Source organism: Amycolatopsis rubida (genome assembly GCF_900115345.1).
GTDB lineage: Bacteria > Actinomycetota > Actinomycetes > Mycobacteriales > Pseudonocardiaceae > Amycolatopsis > Amycolatopsis rubida.
Genome location: NZ_FOWC01000002.1, coordinates 1,001,413 through 1,024,572, shown reverse-complemented (window position 1 = coordinate 1,024,572; position 23,160 = coordinate 1,001,413). Strand labels below are relative to the sequence as shown.

Genomic DNA, 23,160 nt, shown 5'->3' with positions numbered 1-23,160 from the left:
GAAGGCGACATGCACCACCTTGCGTCCGTGGGAGGATTTCTGCCGTGACAGAGCGCAACCGGGTGTTGTCCACCCGCACGATCGCCTGGTGGGGGACCGGCATCGTGCTGCTCGCGGCCGTCGCGGCGGCGCTGCTGCTGTGGCTGCTCGGCGGCGGCACCCCGGCCGATTCGTCGCGGCTCGACGCGCTGCGCACGGCCTCCAGCATCGTCGTCGGGACCGGCGGCGCGGCCGCGCTCCTGCTCGCCGCGCGACGGCAGCGGTCCGCCGAGCTGGATCTGGAACAGAAGGACCACGACGCGACCCAGCGCCGGATCACCGACATGTACGGCAAGGCCGCCGACCAGCTCGGCAGCGACAAGGCCCCGGTCCGGCTGGCCGGGCTGTACGCGCTCGAACGGCTCGCGCAAAGCCACGCGGACCAGCGGCAGACCATCGTCAACGTGCTCTGCGCGTATCTGCGGATGCCGCTGGACGGCACGGACGAAGAGGCGCAGGTCCGCAAGGCCGCGCAGCGGATCCTGATGCTGCACCTGCGTCCGGGCGGCGGCGAGGAGCCGAACGGGTCGTACTGGCCGGACATCGACCTCGACTTTTCCGGAGCCAAGATCATCGCGCTCACCCTCACGCACTGCCGAATCCGTTCCATCGTGTGCTATCAGACTGAATTCCAGGAATTCGCGACGTTCCGCGGCACCGAATTCCGCACTAAAGCCGATTTCCACGAAGCGGTGTTCCTCGAACGCGCGGACTTCCGCGGCACCGTTTTCGGCGGCGAGCGCGACGTCTTCCGCGGCGCGAAGTTCGAGAAACACGTGGAATTCGGGGTGCACTCGGAAGCCGGGCTGGCCGGTGTGCTCGCGAAGCCCGGCTACAAACGCTCCTGGCCGCCCGGCTGGACCGAAGAACGCGGCGACGACGGCTGGCTCCGGCTGGTTCCTTCGGGTGTTTCGAAATAACCGCGGAACCACTAAGATCCGTGAAGAGTCAACAAGAAGAAGGATCCCCATCAGGAGGTGAACCGGTCATGGTGGCCATCAAGCGTTACTGCGCGGCACTGCGGGCCGGGACGGATCTCCGGGACGGGATCACGGATCGGCGTGCGGCGGCCCTCGGGCCGACCCCGGTGTCGACGCGCGGCTTGGTGGCTGCCTGAGGTCCGCGCCGGGGAGGCTCGACCTCGCCTGGCGCCGCCCGTGGCCCCGACGCGCACCCGGAGACCGCCTGCCGGTCCCGCGCTGGCCCGTCTGGCACCCGGCTGTTTAGGCTGGTCGCGTGGAGTACGCAGAACACATCGTGGACCTCGTGGGCAACACCCCGCTGGTCAAGCTGAATTCGCTTACGCGGGGGCTCAAGCCGCTCGTGCTCGCCAAGGTCGAGTACGTCAACCCGGGCGGCAGCGTGAAAGACCGGATCGCGCTGCGGATGATCGAGGCCGCCGAGGCCTCCGGCGAGCTGCGTCCTGGCGGCACGATCGTGGAGCCCACCTCGGGCAACACCGGGGTCGGGCTGGCCATGGTCGCCCAGCGCAAGGGTTACCAGTGCGTGTTCGTCTGCCCGGACAAGGTGAGCGAGGACAAGCGCAACGTGCTGCGCGCGTACGGCGCCCGCGTCGTCGTGTGCCCCACCGCGGTCGCGCCCGAGCACCCCGACTCGTACTACAACGTGTCCGACCGGCTCGTGCACGAGATCGAGGGCGCCTGGAAGCCCAACCAGTACGCCAACCCGGAGAACCCGGCCAGCCACTACCACTCCACCGGCCCGGAGCTCTGGCGGCAGACCGACGGCAAGATCACCCACTTCGTCGCGGGCGTCGGCACCGGCGGCACGATCTCCGGCACCGGCAAGTACCTGAAGGAGGTCAGCGACGGCCGTGTCCAGGTCGTCGGGGCTGATCCCGAGGGCTCGGTGTACTCCGGCGGCACCGGACGGCCGTACCTGGTCGAGGGCGTCGGCGAGGACTTCTGGCCGGAAACCTACGACCGGAACGTCGCGGACCAGATCATCCCGATCAGCGACGCGCACTCCTTCGAGACCACGCGCAGGCTCGCGACCGAGGAGGGCCTGCTCGTCGGCGGGTCGTGCGGGATGGCCGTGGCCGCCGCGCTGAAGCTGGCCGAGGGGCTGACCGAGGACGACGTCGTGGTCGTGCTGCTGCCCGACGGCGGCCGCGGCTACCTCACCAAGGTGTTCAACGACGCTTGGATGTCGTCCTACGGCTTCCTCCCGCCGGATTCCTCCGGCGCGACCGTCGGCGACGTGCTCACCCGCAAATCCGGCGCGCTGCCCAGCCTCGTGCACTCGCACCCGAACGAGACGGTCGCCGAAGCGGTGGCCATCCTGGCGGAATTCGGCGTGAGCCAGATGCCCGTGGTCAGCGCCGAACCGCCGGTGATGGCCGCCGAGGTGGTCGGCGCGGTCAACGAGCGCGACCTGCTCGACGCGCTGTTCACCGGCAAGGCACACATGGCCGACCGGCTGGAAACGCACATGTCGCCGCCGCTGCCCACGATCGGGGCAGGCGAGCAGGTGAGCGCGGCGATGAAGGCGCTCGAAGGGGCCGACGGCGCGCTGGTGCTGATCGACGGCAAGCCGGCGGGCGTCGTCACCAGGCACGATCTGCTCGCGTTCCTCGCGGGCCGATAGCCGCAAGCTCACGGCGACCGGCCGGGGCGTCTGCGCGCGTCCCGGCCGGGCATCCGATAGCGTTACGGCCGAATAGAACTTTTTCGCGTCCTCGTCAAGGGGGTTCAAGACCCACATGAGTGCTCCGCAGCCACCGAACCAGCCCTGGGACGGCGGCCAGCAGCCGCCGCAGGGCCCGTCGAGTGGTCCTACACCGCAGCAGGACAGTCCCTTCGGCGCGTCGGAGCCGACCCAGGTGGTCCAGCCGGGCCAGCCGCAGCAGCCCGCTCAGGGCGGCGGCACCTTCGGCGACACCCCGGAACCGACGCAGGTCGTGCAGCCGGGACAGCCGGCTGACTCGAACGCCACCCAGGTGGTCAACCCCGTGAGCGCCGAGGGCAACGCCGAGTCGACGCAGCTGGTCCCGCCGAGCCAGCAGCCGCAGAACATCCCGTACGCCCCGCCGCCGAGCGCGGCGGACAACCCGGCCGCGGTCGCCGGGTTCGGCGCCCCGCAGGGCTTCGGCCAGCCGGGTCAGCCCGGGCAGCCGGGTCAGCCGGGTCAGCCGCCGCAGGGCTTCGGCCAGCCGGGCGGGTACGACCAGGGCGGCTTCGGCACCCCGCCGCAGGGCGCGTTCGGCCATCCGGGTCAGCCGCCGCAGGGCTTCGGCCAGCCCGCCCCGTTCGGTGCGTCCGCCGCGCCGTCGGCAGGCGGCGGGAACGCGCTGTACGGCTACATCGCCGGCGGCGTCACCGCGGTGCTCGGCCTGATCGCGCTGATCGTCTCGTTCAGCTACATGAGCGACACCAGCGACTACTCGAAGCTGTACGACAGCTCGAGCCGGTACCAGAAGCTGTTCGACGAGGCCGGTCTCGCCTCGCCGGGCACGCTGTGGTTCTACGTGATCATGATCCTGGTCGGCGCGGTGGTCGCGCTGGCGGGCGGCGTCGCGCTGGCTCTCGCCTCGCGCGCGGCCGTGATGCGCAAGCTCGCCCCGATCGGCGTGCTGGTCGGCGGCGTGCTGTTGCTGCTGTTCTCGATCCTGGCGAAGTCCGGGACCTCGGTCAGCAGCTCCTTCGCCGACAAGTACGGCGGCGCCTCCTCCAGCGCGACGAGCGGCGGCGGCATGCTGACGCTGATCCTCGGCATCATCATCCTGATCATCGGCGTGGTCGCGATCATCCCGGCGACCTCGCAGTACGTCGGCCTCGGTTCGTCCTCGGGCGGCCCCGGTGGTTTCGGCGGTCCCGGTGGCCCCGGTGGCCCTGGCGGCCCGCAGCAGCCGGGCGGTTTCGGCGGCGGACAGCCGGGCTTCGGTCAGCCGCAGCCCGGTGGTTTCCCGCCTCCCGGCGGCCCGAACCCGAACAGCGGGGGCTTCCCGCAGCCGGGCGGTCCGAACCCGGGCAGCGGCGCGAACCCGCAGCCGGGCTTCGGGCAGCAGCCGCCTCCCGGTTACGGCCAGCCAGGCCCGCAGCCGGGCTACGGCCAGCCGCCGCAGCAGCCGGGCGGCTTCGGCCAGCCGGGCCAGTACCCGCCGCCGGGCGGGCAGCAGCCCCCTCCGGGCTACGGCCAGCCGGGCCAGCAGCCGCCGCAGCAGTGGTGACTCGCTGAATCTCCGCGAAGGGCGCCTCCGTCTCCCGACGGCGGCGCCCTTCGTCGTTCCCGGTCCGTTTTTCGCGGGGTTCGCGGGGAGCTGGTGGGCTTTTCCCGGCGGTTCCGGCAGCTGGGGGAATTGCGCCGCACATGCGCTCGCGCCGGTCCCCAACCGTGCGTTTCCGGGCTAGGGTGAGCGCCGTCCGAATCGCCTTTCCAGCCCGAGGGGGGCCTGCCGTGAGCGGCCTGCACGGACTTCCGGCACGGCAGCGGGAACGGGCATCCTCCTTGGCGGAGCCGGCTCCGCACCGGCCGAACGGGAGCACCGCGATCGCGGCCGGGCTGTTCGGGCTCGTCGCCGCCGCGACGTCCGGCTACCTTCCGGCAAGGCTGTTCCTCGACATTCCTTCCGGATTCAGCCTCGGTGACCTCTCGCCGCTGACACTCGCCGATCTCGCCGCGTACCTTGCCGCTTCGCTGGCCCTGCTGATCGGCGCGATCGCGACCTTTTTCCGCGCGACAGCCGGTGCGGTACTGCTGATCGCGGGCGCGTTGCTCGCCCTCGTCGCGCTGCTGCTGGAACCAGCGCTGAGCGGTTCCCCGGCGTACGTCCAGTACTTCCGGACCATGCTGCGGTTCGAGAATTTCGCCGCGCTGGACCGCGTCGCGCTCGCCGCCGCCGCGCTGCTGGTGCTCGTGCTGGCCGGGCTGCCGCGGACCTTCGGCTACCTGCGGTACCGCGCACCCGTGGTGCCTGCTTCGTCACCCTCGCGACAGTGGTAAATCCGCCCCGAAACCGGGACGGACCTGGCACGATACAAGCACTCCGCCCGCCGCCCGGCGGGACCAGATGCACCGAGGACTCCCCGTGACCTACCCCCAGAACCCGCAGGGCCAGCCCCAGCAGCCGCAGAGCGGCCCGTTCCCCGGGCAGCAGTACCCGGCGAGCCAGCCGACCCCGGCCCAGCCGTACCCGGGCGCCCCGCAGCAGCCGTTCGCCCCGCCCGCCGCGGGTCAGCCGTACCCGGCGTACCCGGGAGGACCGGGCATGTACCAGCAGAAGCCGAACGGCGCGACCGCGATCATCGCCGGGATCCTCGCGATCATCGGCGGGATTTTCGCGATCATCTCGGTCATCGTCGCGGTGGTGGCGATCTCGGCCATCCACGTCACGGTCTGGCAGCTCTACGCGTCGATCGTGGTGAACGCGGTGCTGGTCGGCCTGCTGTTCTTCGGCGGCATCGGCCTGTTCCTGCACAAGCCAGCCGCCCGGCTGTGCACGATCATCGGCTGCGGGCTGGTGATCGTGTACACCGTTCTGAGCGGCATCCTCGCCGGCGTCATGACCGCGGGATACTCGGGCAGCGCGCGGCTGCTGGGCGCGGGCATCGGCGGTGCCCTGATCGGGTTGATCCCGCCGATCGCGACCCTGGTGCTGGCGATCGTGAAGCCGACCGCCGACTGGGTGAACTACCGCCCGGACGCACCGGCCCAGGGCGGTTACCCGGCTCCGCAGGGCTGGTGACCGCGGGCTGCCGGTGCGGGTTTGTACCGGCAGCCTCTCCCGCATGGTGAGTTTCCTCCCAGCTGATGGGATTGTCAGGGGTGCCCCGTACCCTGGGAACCATGGCCGACGACTACTCCGTCCTGGGTTTTGAAACACGCGCGATCCACGCCGGGCAGCAGCCCGATCCCCGCACGGGTGCCGTTATCGTGCCGATTTACCAAACGTCCACGTACGCGCAGGACGGCGTAGGCGGCACCCGCGAGGGCGGCTACGAATACTCGCGCACCGCGAACCCCACGCGGACCGCGCTGGAGGAAGCCCTCGCTTCGCTTGAGGGCGCTCGGCACACGCTGGCGTTCGCGTCCGGCATGGCCGCGTCCGACGCGGTGCTGCGCACGGTCCTGCGCCCCGGCGACCACCTGGTCCTCGGCAACGACGCGTACGGCGGCACGTTCCGGCTGATCGACAAGGTGCTCAGCCTGTGGGGTGTCGAGCACACGGTCGCCGACCTGAGCCGCATCGACGACGTACGGGCCGCGATGCGTCCGGAAACCAAGCTGATCTGGTGCGAGTCGCCGACCAACCCGCTGCTGGGCGTCGCCGACATCGCCGCGCTGGCCGGCGCCGCCCACGACGCGGGCGCGAGGCTGGTCGTGGACAACACCTTCGCCACGCCGTTCCTGCAGACTCCGCTGGCCCTCGGTGCGGACATCGTGGTGCACTCGACCACCAAGTACCTCGGCGGCCACTCGGACGTCGTCGGCGGCGCGGTCGTCACCAACGAGGACGAACTGCGCGAGCAGCTCTTCTACCTGCGCAATGCTGCGGGTGCCGTCCCCGGCCCGTTCGACGCGTGGCTGACCCTGCGCGGCCTCAAGACGCTGGCCCTGCGGATGGAACGGCACAGCGACAACGCCGACCTGGTCGCCCGCACCCTGGCGAAGCACCCGAAGGTCACCAAGGTCTACTACCCCGGCCTGCCAGAACATCCCGGCCACGAGGTAGCGGCGAAACAGATGCGCCGCTTCGGCGGAATGGTGTCATTCCGCGTCGCGGGCGGCGAGGCGGCAGCGTTGGAGGTCGCGTCCCGCACGAAGCTGTTCGTGCTGGCGGAGTCGCTCGGCGGCATCGAGAGCCTGATCGAGCACCCGGGCAAGATGACGCACGCCTCGACGGCAGGTTCGACGCTGGAAGTCCCGGAAGACCTGATCCGGCTGTCGGTGGGCATCGAGGACGGTCGCGATCTGGTGGCGGACCTTACGCAGGCGCTCGGCTGACTCTGGCTGGACGGGCCGCTGGTTTCCGGTGCCCCCCGTCCACGGCCAGCGGATTGGTCTTGCCTGACCACAGCCTGTCCCATGGTTGTGTCTAGGCCGGTCGCCGCGTGGCTGCCGACCGGCCTCCGCGCTGAATGACGGGTCGTCGCAACCAGGCTTGCCCGGCAGCGCTGTCGTGCGACGGGTTCTGAAGCGACCGCGTTTTCGCTTGCTCCCAGTCGCTGGTGCATCGGATCCCGCATAATTTGCCACCCGGCGAACCACTTCCCGGTATCGGCTGGCGGGTGTGGTGAGGTTGTCGTTGTTGGGCGAAGTGCTTATCTGTCTCGCTTGGCGAGCCTGGTGAGGTCGTCGTTGTTCGGCGAAGTGCTTATCCGTCTCGCTTGGCGGGTGTGGTGAGGTTGTCGTTGTTGGGCGAAGTGCTTATCTGTCTCGCTTGACGAGCCTGGTGAGGTCGTCGCCGTCCGGCGAACCGCTTCCGCGTCTCGCCTGGCGAAGCCCTTGCCGCCCCAAGCCTCAGCTGCTCAACTCAGCCGAAGTTCGGCCGGGCCAGGCGGCCAGGGCTTGCCCGGCCGCGCAAGTCTGCCCTCTGTCATCGCCGAAACTGCCGGGGCGAGGGCCAGTTCCAGAGCTAGGCGTGGCCGTCCTCGTCGAAGTCGCCTGCTGGCGTGGGCCCTGGGCTGTCTCGCTTGGCTTGGTCAAGCCGCGTCAGCGGTCGAATCACGCATAAACCGCCGCCCCGGCGAACCATTTCCCAGCTCGCGAACCCAGTGCCATCCCGCGAGCCGCTTCCGTGCCGCGCCTGACGAGTCCGTCGCAACCCGGCGAACCGCTTACCGGCCTCGCTTGGCGAGCCCGGCGAACCGCTTACCGGCCTCGCTTGGCGAGCCCGGCGAAATCTTTGCCACCTGGCGAGCCGTTTACCAGTCGCGCCTGGCGAGCCCGTCGCAACCCGACGAGCCGCTTACCGGCCTCGCTTGGCGAGCCCGTCGCAACAACCCGGCGAGCCGCATACTCGCCCCGCCTGGCGAGCCCGCCGAAACCTTTGCCACCCGGCGAGCGCTTCCGTGCCGTGCCTGACGAGTCCGGCGAAACCATCGCCGCCCAGGCTCAAGACCAGTGCGGCCGAAACCCGGCCAGTTGGTCAGGGCTTGCTGTCCTCCGGCAGCGCAGTGGCGTGCCGGGTGCCGGTCGTAGCGGGGAGTTCGGTGCCGTTGACGCAGCCGCCGACCAGTTCGATGTGGTTGTCGTGCCGGATGTACTGGGCGGGGCCCTCGCATCCGGCCGCTTCGACGGTCGCGAAGGCGGCTCCGGTGAGGGCCACTGCGGACAGGATGCCGGCGGCGAGCGGCAGCAGACCGGTGCGGGACTTCACCCGGGCGGTGGTCCCGTGCTGCGCGCGTGCCATGGTCGCACTCCCTGATCATGTGTGGCTGCCGTAACCAGGGTACCGGTCCGGCGGGCGGCGCACCCCGGCCGTCCGTCGGTGGCATCATCGGCGCCATGGAACTGGTCAGCGTCGAGCGCATCCAGGAAGCGCGCAAGCTTCTCGAGGGCATCACCCGCGTCACGCCGATGGAGCATGCCCGCGACCTGCGCCGGCTGCACGGCGGCCCGGTGTATCTCAAGTGCGAGAACCTCCAGCGCACCGGTTCCTTCAAGATCCGCGGCGCCTACACCCGCATTCACGGCCTGACCGCCGAGGAACGCGCGCGCGGCGTCGTCGCGGCCAGTGCCGGCAACCACGCGCAGGGGGTCGCGCTGGCCTCGTCGCTGCTCGGCATTTCCTCGACCGTCTTCATGCCGCTGCGCGCTCCGCTGCCGAAGCTCGCCGCGACCCGCGGTTACGGTGCCGAGGTCCACCTCCACGGCGCGGTTGTCGACGAAACTCTTGCCGAGGCCATCGCGTTCTCGGAACGCACCGGCGCGGTCTTCATCCATCCGTTCGACCACGCCGACGTCATTGCCGGCCAGGGCACTGTCGGGCTGGAGATTCTCGAGCAGGTGCCGGGCGCGAAAACGATCCTCGTCCCGACGGGCGGCGGCGGGCTGGTCGGCGGGGTCGCGGCGGCGGTGAAGGCGCTGCACCCGGAGATCCGGGTGGTCGGCGTACAGGCCGAAGACGCCGCCGCGTATCCGTCCTCGCTGACGGCGGGCGCGCCGGTCCGGCTTCGCGAGGTGCACACGATGGCGGACGGGATCGCGGTCGGCGAGCCGGGCAAGGTCAGCTACGCGCACGTCGAGTCCTTGGTCGACGACGTCGTCACGGTCACCGAGGAATCCTTGTCCCGCGCGGTACTGCTGTGCCTGGAGCGGCGGAAGCTGGTCGTGGAACCGGCCGGTGCCGCTTCCCTGGCCGCGCTTTTGCAGCACCCCGGCGCTTTCGAGCCGCCGGTGGTGGCGATCCTGTCCGGCGGCAACGTGGATCCCGTGCTGCTGCAGCAGATTATCCAGCACGGCATGACCGCGGGCGGGCGCTACCTGAAGCTGCACCTGCGTGTGCCGGACCGGCCGGGCTCGCTGGTTTCGGTGCTGTCGTGCGTGAAGGACCTGGGTGCGAACGTCCTCGACGTGGAGCACTCCCGCATCTCCGGCAGCCTCGCCCTCGGCGAGGTCGACGTCGCCCTCGCCCTGGAAACCCGCGGCCCGGAACACTGCAAGGACGTCGAGGCCGCGCTCGCCGACGCCGGGTTCACCATCGTCAGCTGAAGAGTCTACTGTGGACTTTCCGGCAGCCGGGCGCTGAACCACAGCGGGAGATAGTCCTCTTCGCGTGGGTAAAGTTCCTGGTCCAGCGCGTAATCCTCGGGCCGGGGCGGCGTGTGGAAGGCCGGTTCGTCGTCCTCGTTGAAGCGGGCCTGGTAGGTCGACGGCGGTTCGATGACCAGCGAGAGCGCGTACCAGGTGCCCCGTCCTTGGACGTACTTGGCGCGCCGCAGTTCCGCCAACGGCCTCGACAGTTCTCGCGCGACGGGAACCTGGTGCGTGCTCCCGTCCGCCATCCGCGCGCCGCAGGCCAGGTTCGCGTGCCTGCCCAGCGTCATGAAGTCGAAGACGATCTGCTGCCATCCCTGCGGAGCCGCGGCGATGAGGGCCGTCGAGATCTCGCTTACCAGCTGCTCTGGATCCTTCGGCGGTTCCGCTTGGCTGGGACGGCTTTCCTCGGCGGGCATGCTGGTCAACGCCGCGAGCATCCGTTCCTGGGTCGCTTCGTCCACCTCCGGCACGGCGAATCCGGCCGCCCGGATGTGCCCGACCAGCTCCGGGTCCGGCGAAATCCCGTGCTCGCGCAGGTAATAGGCGACCGCGCCGGGCCACACCCAGCTGCCGTCGGTGCGGAAGTTCAGCGGAACAGCGTCCGTGCGCGACGGGTCGAAGACGTCGGTGTCCTTGCTGCGGGACGCCAGGATGACCGGCGCGCTGTCGAGATAGCCGAGGACTCGCTCGCGCTCCTCGGCCGACAACGCTTCCCGCTCGACGACCGGATTCCCCGCCTCGTCGAACCCGTCGTAGACCCGCGGAGTACGCAGCTCGACTGCCGGGCTCGCTGAATCCTCTTCGGACGCAACGGCTTCCGGCCCGGTCGGTGGGGCTTCCGCGGGAACCTTTTCTTGCTCGGCCGGTGCTCCGCCTTCCGGTTCGGAGGTCTCGGGAGCGGTCGCCGCGATCTCGCTTGGCCCGGACTGCGCCTCGTCGCCAGCCGATACCGACGCGGCCTGCTCCAGGCCGGGCATCGGCGGCGCAGTGGCGGGCGGAGGCGAGCTGGTCTCGTCCACCGGGAGCGCGGGAACCGAGTGCTCAGCGGCCTGCTCTGGAGGAGCAGCAGGTGGATTCTCGGTGCCTGGCAACGGCGGAGGCACTGCCGGGCTCGCGCTGGGGACGGGCGGCGGGACCGGCTGCCCCGGAGCGGCTCCCGGCGTCGCCGCACCGGCCCGCTGCCGCAGCCACGGCGGCACGAACCGGTCCTCGCGCGGGAAGAACCGCAGCTCGTCCTGGAAACCGATCGGTGGCGGCGGCTGCCGCCACCGCGGTTCGACGTCCGGCTGATAGTCCGCGAACGGCGGCCGTTGCGGGGAGAACACCAAGGTCGCGGTCAGCCAGGTGCCGCGGCCCGGCTGGTACATCCCGGTGCGCAGCACGCCGAACAGGCGCGGCAGCTCCGGATGCGGCTGGACCGGGTAGGTCCGGTTGTCCGGGGCGAGCACGGCGACGTCGACTTCGACGTGTCGTCCCGCGGCGCGGCAGACGACCTGCAGCTGCTGCCAGCCCGCGGGCAGCGCGGCCGCGCCCGCCTGGCCGATCTGCTGGACGAGCTCGTGCTGCTGGGCTGCGGTGAGCGGCACCGGTGGCCGGGTCATGAGTTCAACGGCTCCTCACCGGGCGAACGCTTCATGCCGATCAACGCCTGCCGCGGCGGGAGAATGCCCGCGAGCAGGTTGGCCGGCGTGTAACCGGACTGCACATCGAACGTCATCCCGACCGAACGGGCGAGCACCGCCACCGCCAGCGGGGCCAGCGCGAGGAACCCGTCCGGGTCGGTGGCGCGATCCTCGGCGGTCCAGTACTCGCGGTGCCGCTCCAGCGCGGAGACGAACGCCTCGGCGAACTTCCCCGAGTCCCGGCGCAGCACGTAGGAGAACATCCGGATCGGCGGGTACACGAGCTGCAGCATCGCCGCCGGAGGAGTGAACTGCGCGGTGCCGGGATCGGTGCCGTCCATCGCGGGCAGGAACATTTCCGGGGTGACCTCGCGGTGCGCGAGGAACGTTCGCAGCGTCTCGACCCACGGGTACAGGTAGGCGTCGTGCTCGATGCCCGACGCGCGCAGCACGTCGAGCGGCACCGCGGCCAGCTGCTGGATCAGCACATCGTCGCGCTGGATCACGGCGAGCCAGACGGCGGTGAGCCAGGCCGCCGGGTCGGTCCGCGGCGTGGGGCCGGTGGCCGCGAAACGCCGCGGGCGGCCGACCACCGCGTCGACCTCCTGCCCCTCCGGCGCGCACGCCGCGGTGAAGGCGGCCGCCGCGGCCTGCGCGGCGAGACCGAGGTCGCCCCAGGTGTCCGGGTCCTCGGCGTCCGGGTCGACGACGCTGCGGTACTGCGCGAGCATCAGCTCCCGGCGCAGGACGTTCGCCAGCGCGCTGGTGTCCTGCGTGAGGTAGTCGAAGTAGAAGGCCGCCTGCGGCGACAACTTCTCGATCTGCTTCCACGCGACGTCGATGCTGACGGAATGCCGGGCAACGGCAATCCCGTCCTGCTGGTCTGCGAGCGGCACGGTCATCCGCCGACGACGAGGTCCTGCGCCCACGGCGGCAGGAAATCGGACCCGGTCTCGCGCATGATCTCCAGCCGCTCCCGGTAACGCTCGACGTCCGGCGTGATGGCCTTGAACCACGCGCTGACCGAAGGCCAGGCGACGCGCGCGGGCTCGTCTTCGGTGAGCAGCCAGACCTGCGGGTCGTCCTGATCGGCTTCGGCTCCGTCGACCACGTGGTAGGTGTACCCGCCGTGCGCGGCCAGCACCAGTGCGCCGTCCACATCGGACAGTTCGGCGTTCTGCGCGTTCGCGGTGGCGGCGGCGTGGTTCTTGGCCTCGCCGCGCACCGCGTCCACGCCGAGCGAACTGCCCGGCAGCCACAGTCCGTGCGTCGTGCCGATGAGGCGCAGCACTTCCCTGGCCGCGGCGGGCACCGCCCGGGCGCGCTGGTCTTCCGCCATCGCGTCGATCTCGGCATCGGATGCTCCGCGCACCGATTCCGCGCGCAAACCGGCTTCGACCGCACCGGCGAAGATCGCGCGAACCAGTTCCGCGCCGTCGCCCGGAGACGCCGTCATCACATCAACCTTTCACCGGCGAGGTTGACGACCTCGACCCGGACATTCGGGAAAAGCTGCTTGTACTGAAGGATAACATCGGTACAGGAGTCGCAGATCTGGTACTCGTTCGGAATCATGTCCCGCTTGGTCGAGGGCAGGTCCACGACCATCCGCAGGTCGCCGCTCATGTCTTCGCGCGTGACCGGCGTATAGGTCTGCCCGTTCTGGTGCGCGCGTTCCGCACCGCGCCGGTTGATTTCTTCGAGGGCACCGTCCATTCGGTCCCGGGCCCGCGCCGTGTCGCCGCGAAGTCCTTCGCGGTACATGTTTTCGTGGTTGCTCTTGAGATACGCCGCTTCCTCGCGCCGGGATTTCTCGATTTGCTTCTTGACGATGTCGTCGATCTCGCTGCGGTCGAGTCCGGAACGGGCGGCGAAATTGTGCCGCACCATTTCTTCGAGCAGCTTCGGTTCCGAGTCGTGGGTGCGGCCGAACTTGCCGTCGGGATCCGGCATGCCGAGTTCGGGCCGGTACGGACCGGCGTCCTTGGTGCCGAACAGCCGCTCGGACTTGGGCCACTCGGGACCGTCCTTCGCCGGCGCCCAGTCGTGGGACTTCCCGCTGAAGCTGTAGAGATCGACAGCGTCGCCGTTCGCGTCGCGGTACCTCGCCGTGGTGAGGGCTCGTTCGTGCGGGCGGCGCACGTCGTCGGTGAGCGGGTTGCGGTTGCCGTTCAGGTCTCGCACGTGGTCGAGACCCTCAGCACGGCGGTCGCGGTTCTCCTGCCGGAGATCACGTACGTCCTGGTCCCGCTGTTCCTGGTTGAACGGCGGCTGTCCGCGATCGACGGCGCTGTCGGCGTCGATGTCGTCCGGGTCGTGGTGCTTGCCGTCCGGGGCGAAACCGTCGTCGCCGACGTGGTGTGACGTGCCGTCCGGGCGGTGCACCGACCATTCGCCGTCCGGCGGGATCCGCGGCCGCATCCGTCCGTCCGGGCCGATTTCGTAGTCGGAGGAGAAGACGCGGCCGTGGGAATCGGTCCACGCCGGCTTGCTCGGGGCCATCACCTCGGTGTCGAGGTCGCGCGACAGCCGGTGCGCGAAATCGTTCGACCCCGCGTCGCAGCCGATCAGCCGGATCGGCCTGCCGTCGTAGTTTCCGTTGCGCCGCAGGATGTCCGCGAACTCTTCCGGCGTGTAGAGCCGGTCGCCGATGCGGGCGTGACCGTCCGCCGTGACGTGCACGTCCACCGTGTAGCGCCCGTCCGGGTCCGGCTGGACGCGGTGCGGCAGGTCGCCGAGCTCCGGGTCGCCGCGGTGGTACGAGCTGCCCGCCGGGGTGTCCTCGGCGTGCCGGTGGTTGACCTGGTCCGGCGACAGCGGCTGGTCGTGGTGCGGCGGAGTGCCGTCGTGGTCGGGGTTGTCGTGGTGGTTCGGCCCGTCCGGATCGTGATGCTTCGGGTCCTGGTGTTCCGGTTTGGGCTCCGGGCCGGCGTGGTCCGGCTTGCGCTCGGGCAAGTCGCGATCCGGTTTGTGGCCGGGCTTGTCGTTGCCCGGCTTGCCGTTCGCGTCGTCGTGCTGCCCGGGCTTCTTGTCCGGGGCGGTGTGCTCGGGCTTGCCGCCGTCCTTCGGCTTCCCCGGCTCGTCGGCGTTCGGTTTGCCGTTCTGCGCCGGGGATTCTTTCCCGGTCCGTTGTGGACTGCTGGCTTCGCCGGGTTTGGCGGGCGGCGCGTCAGTACGAGCGCCGCCGCGTGCGACGGGTTCGGGGGAGCCGTCGGGTCGCCGCGCGCCGCCTGCCTCCGGGCCGCGCTGGGCACCACCGGGACCGGTCGCGACAGCCGCCGCGGCCGGGGGTGCGGAACCGTCGCCGGACCCGCGGTTCGCCGAGGCGGGCGATCCGCCACCGGACGCCGGCGCGGGCTCCGAACGGCCGAGACCCGGTTCCGTACCAGGCCGTTTGGGCTGTCCGACGTCGCCGCCGTCGCCGGGACGCTGCGGACCGCTGCTCGATGAATCCGCCGGACGCTGCGGCGAAGACCCGCCGCCACCGGTGGAATCGCCAGTGCGCGGCTGCGTCGAACCGCCGTCCGAGGGCCGCTGCGAACCGGGCCCGCCGTCGCCAGTGCGCGGCGGCGGGGCCGAGGAACCGCCGTCGCCAGTGCGCGGCGGCGGGGCCGAGGAACCGCCGTCGCTGGGCCGCTGCGGCCCAGGCCCGGAACGATCTGGAGCGCGACTCGGCCCGCCACTGTCCGCCGGGCTCGGGCCGCCGCTTGGTCGCCGACCGGAAGGACCGCTGTCCGGAACCCGGTTTGGCGCCACGTCGGGAGCCCGCGATCCCGGCGTCCCGGTCCAGCCGCTGCCGCTGGGCCGAGGTGCCGGGCCGCCGCCGCCAGCCGGGGTGCCGCTCGGACTGCCGCCACCCTGATGAGGCATTCCGCCGCCCGCCGGACCCTGGTTCGGTGCCGAACCGCCGTCGTTCGAGCGGATGTGCTGCGGGGGAGCGGATTGCGGCGAGGGAGCGTCCGCACGAGGCGGGGCGTACCCGCTCGCGGACGTCGAATCGTTGCTGCTCGAATGATGCGGGCTCGGCTCGTTGCCACCGGAATGCGTCCCGCCGCCCGACGACGAGTGCGGGGCTCCGCTGGAGTGCGGAGAACTGGGCGGCGCGCTGACCGAGGACGGGCCATCGCTGTGCGAAGAGCTTTGCGGCGAGTAAGAACTGTCCGAGGAACTGCTTCCGCCACGGGACGTCGGGCTCGGATCACCGGCGAACGTCGACGGGCTGGGTTCGGTGTGGCTCCCGCCGGGGCTGTCGGAACCGCGCCGAGACGACGACGTCGAAGTGTCTATTGTGGACGGTCCGGTGCCGTCCGGCGACGAGGAATGCGAGCCGCCGGACGACGGGCTTTCGCTGCTCGGACTGTCGGATCCGTTGTGGCTGCTGGAATCGCCCGAGTGGTCGCCGGGTGTGTCGGAACCGTCCGAACTGTTGTGACTGCCGTCCGGGCCGTCTCCGTCAGCACTGTCCGACCCGTTGGAGCGACGCGAACCGGACGGCGAGCCGGGATCCGCGTCTCCGTCGCCGGATCCGCCGTGGTGACCGCCGCCGGCTCCGCCCGCGCCGCCGCCGGAGCCGCCGTGGTGGAAGAAGCCGCCCGCCTTGATGTTCTTCGTGCTGATCACGTCGAGGCCGGTGACCTTGCCGGCCAGCTTGCCCAGCACCTTGATGATCTTCGTGAAAACCTCGGCGAGCTTGCCGAGCAGCGGCGAGACCCGGCGCATCGTCTCGCACAGCTTCGTCAGCAGCTCGCTGATCTTCTCGCCCCACTTGGAGATCGCCGTGACGGCCTGCGCGACCACCAGCGGCGTCCCGAACCCGAGCGAGAACACCTCCTCCATGACCCAGGAGATCAGCTTGCCCACCAGGTCCGCGATGAGCTGCCGCACCAGACCGCGCACGAACGCGACGACCTGGCCCATGATCATCGTGACGGTGCCGATCGCGCTCGCGACCGTCGCCGCGCCGCCGATCGCCTCGGCCGCCTCCGCCGCGGACTTCCGGTAGGCGTCGGCGCCGTCGCCCTTCCACTCCGCGGTGCCGGTCTTGACCGCGGTTTCCAGGTCTTTCTGCCGTTCCTGCAACGCCTTCGCGACATTGCCCCAGGTGTCGGCATAGGACTGGATCACCGGCGGGTTGCCCGCGACCGAGTCCAGCATGTCCTTCAGCGGCTGCACGTGCTCCATCAGGAACGACGCCACCGACGACATCAGGTAGCCGAACGGGTCGATCGCCGCGCCCGCGATCTCGCCGGCGAGGCTCGCGACGCCGAGGCCGCCGGAAACCCAGTCGCCGTCCGCGATCCCCTTGAACGCGTCGGTCGCCGACTCGGCGATGTTGATGCCGGTGGCGTACCCGTAATCGCCGTTGCCCTCGGTGAACGGCCCCGGCCCGTCGCCGTCCTTTTTGGACTCCGCGACCAGCGGATTTCCTTCGGGCATCAGTCGCTCGCCTTCATCGAATCGGCGGCTTCGCCTTCGTAGCTGTCGTACGCCTTCGCCGCGTCGCGCACCTTCTGCGCCTGCGCGTCCATCGCGGTGACGGTGTTCTCCAGCGCGTTGATCCCGTAGTTCTCGACCGGGTCGAGCATCATCCGGAACGGCTGGCAGAGAATGCCGTACGCGTCGGTCGGCATGCTGACCTGGTTCGCGGCGTCGACAGCCTGCTTGAGCCCATCGGCGATCCCGTCGAGCTGACGGGCGTGCGCCTCGAGATCGCCGCCGATCTCATAACCCCTGGGTGCCATGGTTTTTCTTCCCCCTGGAACGGCTTGGAATCAGTGCAGGATCGATCCGCCGAAGTCGTCGTCATCGTCCGACGAGCTCCGGCGGCGGCGTTGCTGCTGAGGCGGTGGCGGGGCGGGCGGGCCTGCCGGACGCGCCGGCGGCGCTGCGGGGGCTCCGGTTTCTTCGGCGTCCTCCGGCAGGAACCGGCGCACCCGGTCGGACGCGGACTCGGCCGGTTCCTCGGCAGGAGGCGCGGGAAACGTCCGCTGCGCGTCGGCCACCAGCGTTTCCGTGGTCTCGTCGCCGCCGACGGTCTCGGCCGCGGCCTGCTGCAACAGCTCGGGAATCCGGGCCTGTGCGCGCTGCACGAGCCGCATCACCTCGGCGGAGACGTCGGCCATCTTCTTGCCTGCCGCGGAGTCCGCGAGCACCAGGTTCTTCAGCAGTCCCTTGGCGTCCACGGTGACCTCGACCGAACCGTCCTTCGACCGCTCGGTGACGGTTTGGCCCTGCATGCGCTCGGCCATCGCCTGGTAGCGGGCAGCAGTCTGCTGGAGCTGCTTGGTCCAGCCCTCGATCATCTGCTCGCTGGCGTCGACACTGTCCGGCATCGGGCCCCTTTCTCCGCGGTGGCTTCTCCAGAATGACGGACGCGCGACCCCGTCGGTTCCGCGCGGTTCCGAATTGTCCGCGCGGCGCGGTTTCCTACTCGATGTCGACTACTGTACGCGAACTTCCGGTTGCACGCCGTAAAATAAACCGGCCCGCCCGCGAGGTTCGCGGGCGGGCCGGGGAAAGGGGAGGGATCGGGTCAGAGGTTGCCGCGGCGCTCCTGCTCCCGCTCGATGGCCTCGAACAGGGCCTTGAAGTTGCCCTTGCCGAAGCCGAGCGAACCGTGCCGCTCGATGAGCTCGTAGAACACGGTGGGCCGGTCGCCGATCGGCTTGGTGAAGACCTGCAGCAGGTAGCCGTCCTCGTCGCGGTCGACCAGGATCCGGTGCTCCTTCAGCGTTTCGATCGGCACGCGCACCTTGCCGATCCGGGCGCGCAGCTCGGGGTCGTCGTAGTACGAGTCCGGGGTGTCGAGGAACTCGACGCCCGCTTCGCGCATCGCGGTGATGGTGGCGATGATGTCGTTGGTGGCCAGCGCGATGTGCTGGCAGCCCGCGCCCTCGTAGAATTCGAGGTACTCGTCGATCTGCGACTTCTTCTTCGCGATCGCCGGCTCGTTGAGCGGGAACTTGACCCGGTGGTTGCCGTTCGACACCACCTTGCTCATCAGCGCCGAGTAGTCGGTGGCGATGTCGTCGCCGACGAACTCCGCCATGTTCACGAAGCCCATGACGCGGTGGTACCAGTCGACCCAGTAGTCCATCTTGCCGAGTTCGACGTTGCCGACGCAGTGGTCGACCGCCTGGAACAGCCGCTTCGGCGCGCCCTCGGGCCGCTTGACGGTGCCCTCGCGCGGCTCGTAGCCGGGCAGGTAGACGCCGTTGTAGCGGGACCGGTCGATGAGCGTGTGCCGGGTCTCGCCGTAGGTCGCGATGGCCGCGCGGCGGATCGTGCCGTGCTCGTCGGAGACGTCGTGCGGCTCCTCGAGGATCGTCGCGCCCTCCTTGCGGGCGTGCTCGATGCACTTGTCGACGTCGGTGGTCTCCAGCGCGAGGTCGATCACGCCGTCGCCGTGGCGGCGGTGGTGGTCGAGCAGCGGGGAGTCCGGCTTCACGCCGCCGGTGATCACGAAGCGCCCGGAACCGGACTTGAGCACGAAGGCCTTGTGGTCGAGCTGTCCGGTTTCGGGGCCGGAGTACGCGACCAGCTGCATGCCGAACGCGACCTGGTAGAACCACGCGGTCTGGGTCGCGTTGCCCGCGATGAACACCACCGCGTCGAGGGCCTTGACCGGGAACGGGTCGGTCGAGGCGTCGTGGTCCACCAGTCCGACGAGCTGGCGGAGCTGGTCGTAGCTGACGTCGTCGAGTGCGCCGTGCGGATCCATCGTGGAGGTCATGCACTGAGCATGAGTTGCGCCCGGCAAGCTGCGCAACGGTTTCCGTTTCGGATGGACAATATGTTCAGCTTATCCTGGAGAAGCTCGGTCATCTTGGACAACCTGCGCAGGGAGAAAACCGGTGCTTGACTCGCTCGACGCGCGACTGCTGCTGTTGCTCACCGACTCGCCCCGCCTCGGCGTGCTCGAATGCGCGCGCCGGCTCGGCGTCGCGCGCGGCACCGTGCAGGCCCGGCTCGACCGGCTCACCGAACGCGGCATCCTCGGCGGCTTCCCGCCCGAACTCGATCTGGCCGCGATGGGGTACAGCCTCACCGCCTTCGCCGTGCTGGAAATCGCGCAGGGCAAACGCGCCGGTGTCGCGGAGGCACTGGCTGCGATCGACGAAGTGTGCGAAGTGCACGCCACCACCGGGCAAGGCGACCTCTTCGTACGCCTTGTCGCGCGCGACAACGATGATCTGCAACGCGTCATCGACGAAGTGGTTGGCGTGCCGGATGTCTTGCGTACGTCGACTTCGATCGCGTTGTCGACACCAGTGCCGCCGCGAGTGCGGCCGTTGCTCGAACGAACGGCTAGGACACGTACGTGAGATAGCGCTTCGCGGAGCGCTGTACGACGTTATGGCCGTCTGTACGCACGATGGCGTCCCACCAAGCGCCGTAGATGGCGTCAAACGCGTACGGCTCCAACAGTTCCGCGGCGTGCCGTACGACGCTCGGCCGCTCCGGGATGAGGTTCGGGTAGCTGTACATGAAACCGACGTGCGTGCGGTCCGGGACCACCTGCACGATGTCGCCGGTCAGCAGTGCGCCGCGACCTTCCTCGCCGTCCGGCCAGTGCAGGACAGTGCCACCGGCGAAGTGCACGCCGAGGTTGATCAGCTGGAGATCCGGCGAGACGTCGAGCGTCGTGCCGGTCCAGAGCTGGATCGACGGGTCCGGACGGCCGATCCACTGCTGGTCGTTCTCGTGCAGGTAGACCGGGACGTCGAAGGCGTGCGCCCACTCGGCCATCGTCGTGTAGTAGTGCGGATGGCTGATCGCGATGCCGGTGATGCCGCCGAGTTCGGTGATCTTGCCGATCAGCACGTCGTCAAGGTAGGCGGAGCAGTCCCAGAGGAAGTTGCCGCTCGCCGCGCGGACCAGCAGCGCGCGCTGGCCGATCGCGAACCTCGGGTCCGAGCCGACGCCGACGAGGCCCGGACCCTGCTCCTCGACCCGTGGCTTGAGGTTGCCCGCTGAGCGGAGCGTGGCCAGGTCGGTCCACTTCTGCCCGCCCGGCGGCACGTATTGGCGCTCGTCCTCGCAGATCGGGCAGTCCGCGCGCGGGGCGGCGTACTGCATGCCGCAGGTCAGGCAGAGCGGCTGGGTGCTCATCGGTGTCCTCCAGTGGTTTTGCTGAAAGACACGCTAGACCGCCGAACGCGCGCCGGGCCACGGAAAACCGGGCGGGCGCGCGTTCGGCGGAAACGAGTCAGGACTCGCTGTAGGGCACCGCCTTGACCAGGGTGACCTTCATGGTCTTGCCGTTGGGCAGCTCGTACTCGCGGGACTCGCCTTCCTTGGCGCCGAGCAGCGCCTTGCCGAGCGGCGACTCGGGGGAGTACACGTCGAGCGCGCCCTCCGCGCCCTCTTCACGGGTGGCGAGCAGGAACTTCTCCTCCTCGTCGTCCCCGTCGTACTTGACGGTGAGCACCTTGCCGGGGCCTGCCGTGCCGTCGTCGTCCGGAGCCTCGCCGACCTTCGCGTTGCGCAGCAGCTCCTGCAGATGCCGGATCCGGGCTTCGGCCTGGCCCTGCTCTTCGCGGGCCGCGTGGTAGCCGCCGTTCTCCTTGAGGTCGCCCTCTTCACGGCTGTCGTTGATGCGGGCGGCGATGACCGGACGATTCTCGATCATTTCGTCGAGCTCGTGCTTGAGCCTGTCGTAGGCATCCTGAGTCAGCCAGGTCACCTTGGTGTCGCTCACGGTCACCATCTCCTCGTAGGGCCTGCCAGGCTTGGGTGTACAAGCCGGCCACCGCGTACGCACGCGGTTGAGATAAAGGAAAAACACGGCCCGTCGGGGGCCGTGCTGGTGTACGAGCGTATCACGGCAGGACAGGTCGACGCCGGTCCATTTCACGCCGCGCGGACGCTCGCCGCGCATTTCACTCCGTTGGCCGCTACGGGCTTGACAGATAGCGTGGTATGGAATACGAGCAGCCGAACACGTCGGCGGTCACCGGGGTCCCGATGCTCTTCACCACTGTGTTCACCCTGCTGTGGCCGGCCCCGGCGGGAACCAGCACCTCCCGGCGGCCGCTTTCCGCGCCGGACTTGTCGCGCACCCGGACGACGCACACGCCGGGCTTGCTGTCGTCGTCCCGAGTGACGTTGAGCGTGACCTGCATCGCGTCGCCCGGCCGTTGCTCGAAGCCGATGCGCTCCGCCTCGATCGGGGTCTGGCCGAGGTTGAGGTAGTAGACGAAGCCGACCGCACCGCTCACGACCAGCGCGACGGCCACGAAAAGCCACCTCCGCCAGCGCTTCGACGGTTTGCCCTTGCCCGCGGTGCCGTACCGGTCCGCGGGCCGCGCCGGCACGGCGCCACCCTCGGCGGTCACGGTCTCCCCGCTCTGCAAATCCGGGCCTCCGGTCACACTTGTCGTACCCCTGGGGACAATAGGCAGTGCGGCCGGTCCGGGGCACCACCCTGGTCGAGTATCCGCGACCCGTTCCCGCGGCGCGGAGCCGGGGCGGTTTACCGCGGCGCAACCAGATGTCACGGAATAACAGGACAGGAAAGGGCCGTTCGGACCATGGTGGGAGCCGACGAGCTGACAACAGAAGACCGCAAGCAGCGACTGCGCCTGATGGCGGTGCACGCCCATCCCGACGACGAGTCGAGCAAGGGCGCCGCCACGATGGCCAAATACGTCGCCGACGGGCACGAGGTCATGGTCGTGACCTGCACCGGAGGTGAGGCGGGCAGCATTCTCAACCCGGCCATGGACCGGCCGGACGTGCTGGCGAACATGACCGAGGTCCGCCGCGAGGAGATGGCGCGCGCGGCGAAGATCCTCGGCGTGAGCCACCGCTGGCTGGGATTCATCGACTCCGGGCTGCCCGAGGGCGACCCGCTTCCGCCGGTGCCGGAGGGCTCGTTCGCGGTGATCCCGCTGGAGGAGTCCACCGAGGCGCTGGTGCGCGTGATCCGCGAGTTCCGCCCGCACGTCATCACGACCTACGACGAGAACGGCGGGTACCCGCACCCGGACCACATCCGCACGCACGAGGTGTCGATGGCGGCCTTCGACGCGGCGGGCGACCCGGAGCGGTTCCCGCGGGCGGGCGAGCCGTGGCAGCCGCTCAAGCTGTACTACACGCACGGGTTCTCCAAGGCCAGGATGGTGGCGTTCGACGCCGCGCTCAAGGAGGCCGGGCTGGAGTCTCCGTACGAGGAGTGGCTCAAGTCCTGGGACCCGAACCGCGCCGACATCATGGAGCGGGTGACGACCCGGATCGAGTGCGGGGAATACTTCGAGGTGCGCGACGAGGCGCTGAAGGCGCACGCCACGCAGATCGACCCGACCAGCCGCTGGTTCGCCGTTCCGCTGGAGATCCAGCGCGAGGTGTGGCCCACTGAGGAGTACGAGCTGAACCGCTCCCTGGTGGACAGCACGCTGCCGGAGGACGATCTGTTCGCAGGCATCAAGGAGAAGGTGAGCCCATGAGTTTCGGTATGCCGGCCGTCGCGGTCGTCCCGCTCACCGCGTCGGCGCTGGTGCTGGCCCAGCAGCCGGACAGCGGCGACAACGGCGGCCAGGGCGAGGACTTCGGCAAGTCCTCGCCGGTCGGCCTGCTGGTGCTGATCCTGTTCCTGATCGCGGTCGTCTTCCTGGTCCGGTCGATGAGCAAGCACCTGAAGAAGGTGCCGCAGAGCTTCGACAAGGAAGAGGCTGGTTCGGCTGAGGCTGAGCCCGCCGCCGAGGCCGAGCCGGAACCGGTGCCGGCCGCGGAGAAGGAACCGGACGCGGCGGCGGCCAAGAAGAGCGACTGACCTCCG

Annotated in this window: 21 protein-coding genes and 1 pseudogene; 11 read left to right on the top strand and 11 right to left on the bottom strand. The window is 69.9% G+C overall.

Annotation, left to right across the window (positions count from 1 at the left end):
* Positions 1-44 precede the first annotated feature (44 nt).
* From BM362_RS13725 to BM362_RS13700, 7 genes are all read left to right on the top strand, one after another.
* Positions 45-959, top strand: a complete 915-nt coding sequence (locus BM362_RS13725; protein WP_093573322.1) for a pentapeptide repeat-containing protein — start codon at positions 45-47, stop codon at positions 957-959.
* 68 nt (positions 960-1,027) lie between these two features.
* Positions 1,028-1,156, top strand: a complete 129-nt coding sequence (locus BM362_RS49925; RefSeq protein ID WP_255366053.1) for a hypothetical protein — start codon at positions 1,028-1,030, stop codon at positions 1,154-1,156.
* 119 nt (positions 1,157-1,275) lie between these two features.
* Positions 1,276-2,646 carry a cystathionine beta-synthase gene (locus BM362_RS13720; protein ID WP_067575839.1) on the top strand — a complete coding sequence of 457 codons (1,371 nt, stop codon included), beginning with the start codon at positions 1,276-1,278 and terminating at the stop codon, positions 2,644-2,646.
* A 235-nt stretch (positions 2,647-2,881) separates the two neighbouring features.
* Positions 2,882-4,228, top strand: a complete 1,347-nt coding sequence (locus BM362_RS13715; protein WP_167545309.1) for a hypothetical protein — start codon at positions 2,882-2,884, stop codon at positions 4,226-4,228.
* 227 nt (positions 4,229-4,455) lie between these two features.
* Positions 4,456-5,001 (top strand): hypothetical protein, encoded by a 546-nt coding sequence (locus BM362_RS13710; RefSeq protein WP_244287140.1) that lies wholly within the window; start codon positions 4,456-4,458, stop codon positions 4,999-5,001.
* Positions 5,002-5,086: 85 nt separating this feature from the next.
* The gene (locus BM362_RS13705; RefSeq protein ID WP_093573319.1) at positions 5,087-5,743 is read left to right on the top strand and encodes a hypothetical protein; all 657 of its coding nucleotides are present in this window, start codon (positions 5,087-5,089) and stop codon (positions 5,741-5,743) included.
* Positions 5,744-5,844: 101 nt separating this feature from the next.
* Complete coding sequence (locus BM362_RS13700) at positions 5,845-7,002, top strand: cystathionine gamma-synthase (protein ID WP_067575842.1); 1,158 nt, start codon at positions 5,845-5,847, stop codon at positions 7,000-7,002.
* 1,144 nt (positions 7,003-8,146) lie between these two features.
* On the opposite strand, the gene BM362_RS13695 is transcribed toward BM362_RS13700, so the two are convergent.
* Complete coding sequence (locus BM362_RS13695; protein ID WP_067575844.1) at positions 8,147-8,410, bottom strand: hypothetical protein; 264 nt, start codon at positions 8,408-8,410, stop codon at positions 8,147-8,149.
* Positions 8,411-8,505: 95 nt separating this feature from the next.
* Here BM362_RS13695 and ilvA point away from each other — a divergent pair, with 95 nt between their 5' ends.
* Complete coding sequence (gene ilvA / locus BM362_RS13690; protein ID WP_067575846.1) at positions 8,506-9,711, top strand: threonine ammonia-lyase; 1,206 nt, start codon at positions 8,506-8,508, stop codon at positions 9,709-9,711.
* A 467-nt stretch (positions 9,712-10,178) separates the two neighbouring features.
* On the opposite strand, the pseudogene BM362_RS50890 reads toward ilvA, so the two are convergent.
* The 7 genes and pseudogenes from BM362_RS50890 to hppD form a co-directional block, all read right to left on the bottom strand.
* A pseudogene (locus tag BM362_RS50890) lies at positions 10,179-10,535 on the bottom strand (ferredoxin); the annotation flags it as partial.
* Positions 10,536-11,356: 821 nt separating this feature from the next.
* Positions 11,357-12,283: an immunity 49 family protein gene (locus BM362_RS13680; protein ID WP_093573317.1), complete on the bottom strand. Its 927-nt coding sequence runs from the start codon at positions 12,281-12,283 to the stop codon at positions 11,357-11,359.
* The gene (locus BM362_RS13675; protein ID WP_093573316.1) at positions 12,280-12,837 is read right to left on the bottom strand and encodes a hypothetical protein; all 558 of its coding nucleotides are present in this window, start codon (positions 12,835-12,837) and stop codon (positions 12,280-12,282) included. Before BM362_RS13675 ends, BM362_RS13680 begins: the two co-directional genes overlap by 4 nt.
* Positions 12,837-16,817 (bottom strand): hypothetical protein, encoded by a 3,981-nt coding sequence (locus BM362_RS13670; RefSeq protein ID WP_093573315.1) that lies wholly within the window; start codon positions 16,815-16,817, stop codon positions 12,837-12,839. Before BM362_RS13670 ends, BM362_RS13675 begins: the two co-directional genes overlap by 1 nt.
* Complete coding sequence (locus tag BM362_RS13665) at positions 16,817-17,122, bottom strand: type VII secretion target (protein ID WP_067575856.1); 306 nt, start codon at positions 17,120-17,122, stop codon at positions 16,817-16,819. The genes BM362_RS13670 and BM362_RS13665 overlap by 1 nt, the downstream gene beginning before the upstream one ends.
* Positions 17,123-17,152: 30 nt before the next feature.
* Positions 17,153-17,713, bottom strand: coding sequence for a YbaB/EbfC family nucleoid-associated protein (locus tag BM362_RS13660; RefSeq protein WP_093573314.1), 561 nt, complete (start codon positions 17,711-17,713; stop codon positions 17,153-17,155).
* Positions 17,714-17,913: 200 nt separating this feature from the next.
* Positions 17,914-19,113 (bottom strand): 4-hydroxyphenylpyruvate dioxygenase, encoded by a 1,200-nt coding sequence (hppD, locus tag BM362_RS13655; RefSeq protein WP_037816724.1) that lies wholly within the window; start codon positions 19,111-19,113, stop codon positions 17,914-17,916.
* A gap of 121 nt (positions 19,114-19,234) precedes the next feature.
* On the opposite strand from hppD, the gene BM362_RS13650 reads away from it, so the two are divergent.
* A complete protein-coding gene (locus BM362_RS13650) occupies positions 19,235-19,705 on the top strand; it encodes an Lrp/AsnC family transcriptional regulator (protein WP_009083170.1) in 471 nt (156 codons plus the stop codon).
* Here the strand turns inward: BM362_RS13650 and BM362_RS13645 are convergent.
* The 3 genes from BM362_RS13645 to BM362_RS13635 form a co-directional block, all read right to left on the bottom strand.
* The gene (locus BM362_RS13645; RefSeq protein WP_067575861.1) at positions 19,689-20,492 is read right to left on the bottom strand and encodes an MBL fold metallo-hydrolase; all 804 of its coding nucleotides are present in this window, start codon (positions 20,490-20,492) and stop codon (positions 19,689-19,691) included. The two genes, BM362_RS13650 and BM362_RS13645, sit on opposite strands and share 17 nt — an antisense overlap.
* A 97-nt stretch (positions 20,493-20,589) precedes the next feature.
* Positions 20,590-21,090 carry a transcription elongation factor GreA gene (gene greA, locus BM362_RS13640; protein WP_037816721.1) on the bottom strand — a complete coding sequence of 167 codons (501 nt, stop codon included), beginning with the start codon at positions 21,088-21,090 and terminating at the stop codon, positions 20,590-20,592.
* 187 nt (positions 21,091-21,277) lie between these two features.
* Positions 21,278-21,697, bottom strand: coding sequence for a DUF4307 domain-containing protein (locus BM362_RS13635; protein ID WP_232791464.1), 420 nt, complete (start codon positions 21,695-21,697; stop codon positions 21,278-21,280).
* A gap of 216 nt (positions 21,698-21,913) precedes the next feature.
* Here BM362_RS13635 and mca point away from each other — a divergent pair, with 216 nt between their 5' ends.
* Positions 21,914-22,828, top strand: a complete 915-nt coding sequence (mca, locus tag BM362_RS13630) for a mycothiol conjugate amidase Mca (RefSeq protein WP_067575863.1) — start codon at positions 21,914-21,916, stop codon at positions 22,826-22,828.
* A complete protein-coding gene (locus BM362_RS13625; RefSeq protein WP_093573313.1) occupies positions 22,825-23,154 on the top strand; it encodes a hypothetical protein in 330 nt (109 codons plus the stop codon). The genes mca and BM362_RS13625 overlap by 4 nt, the downstream gene beginning before the upstream one ends.
* The last annotated feature ends 6 nt before the right edge of the window (positions 23,155-23,160 follow it).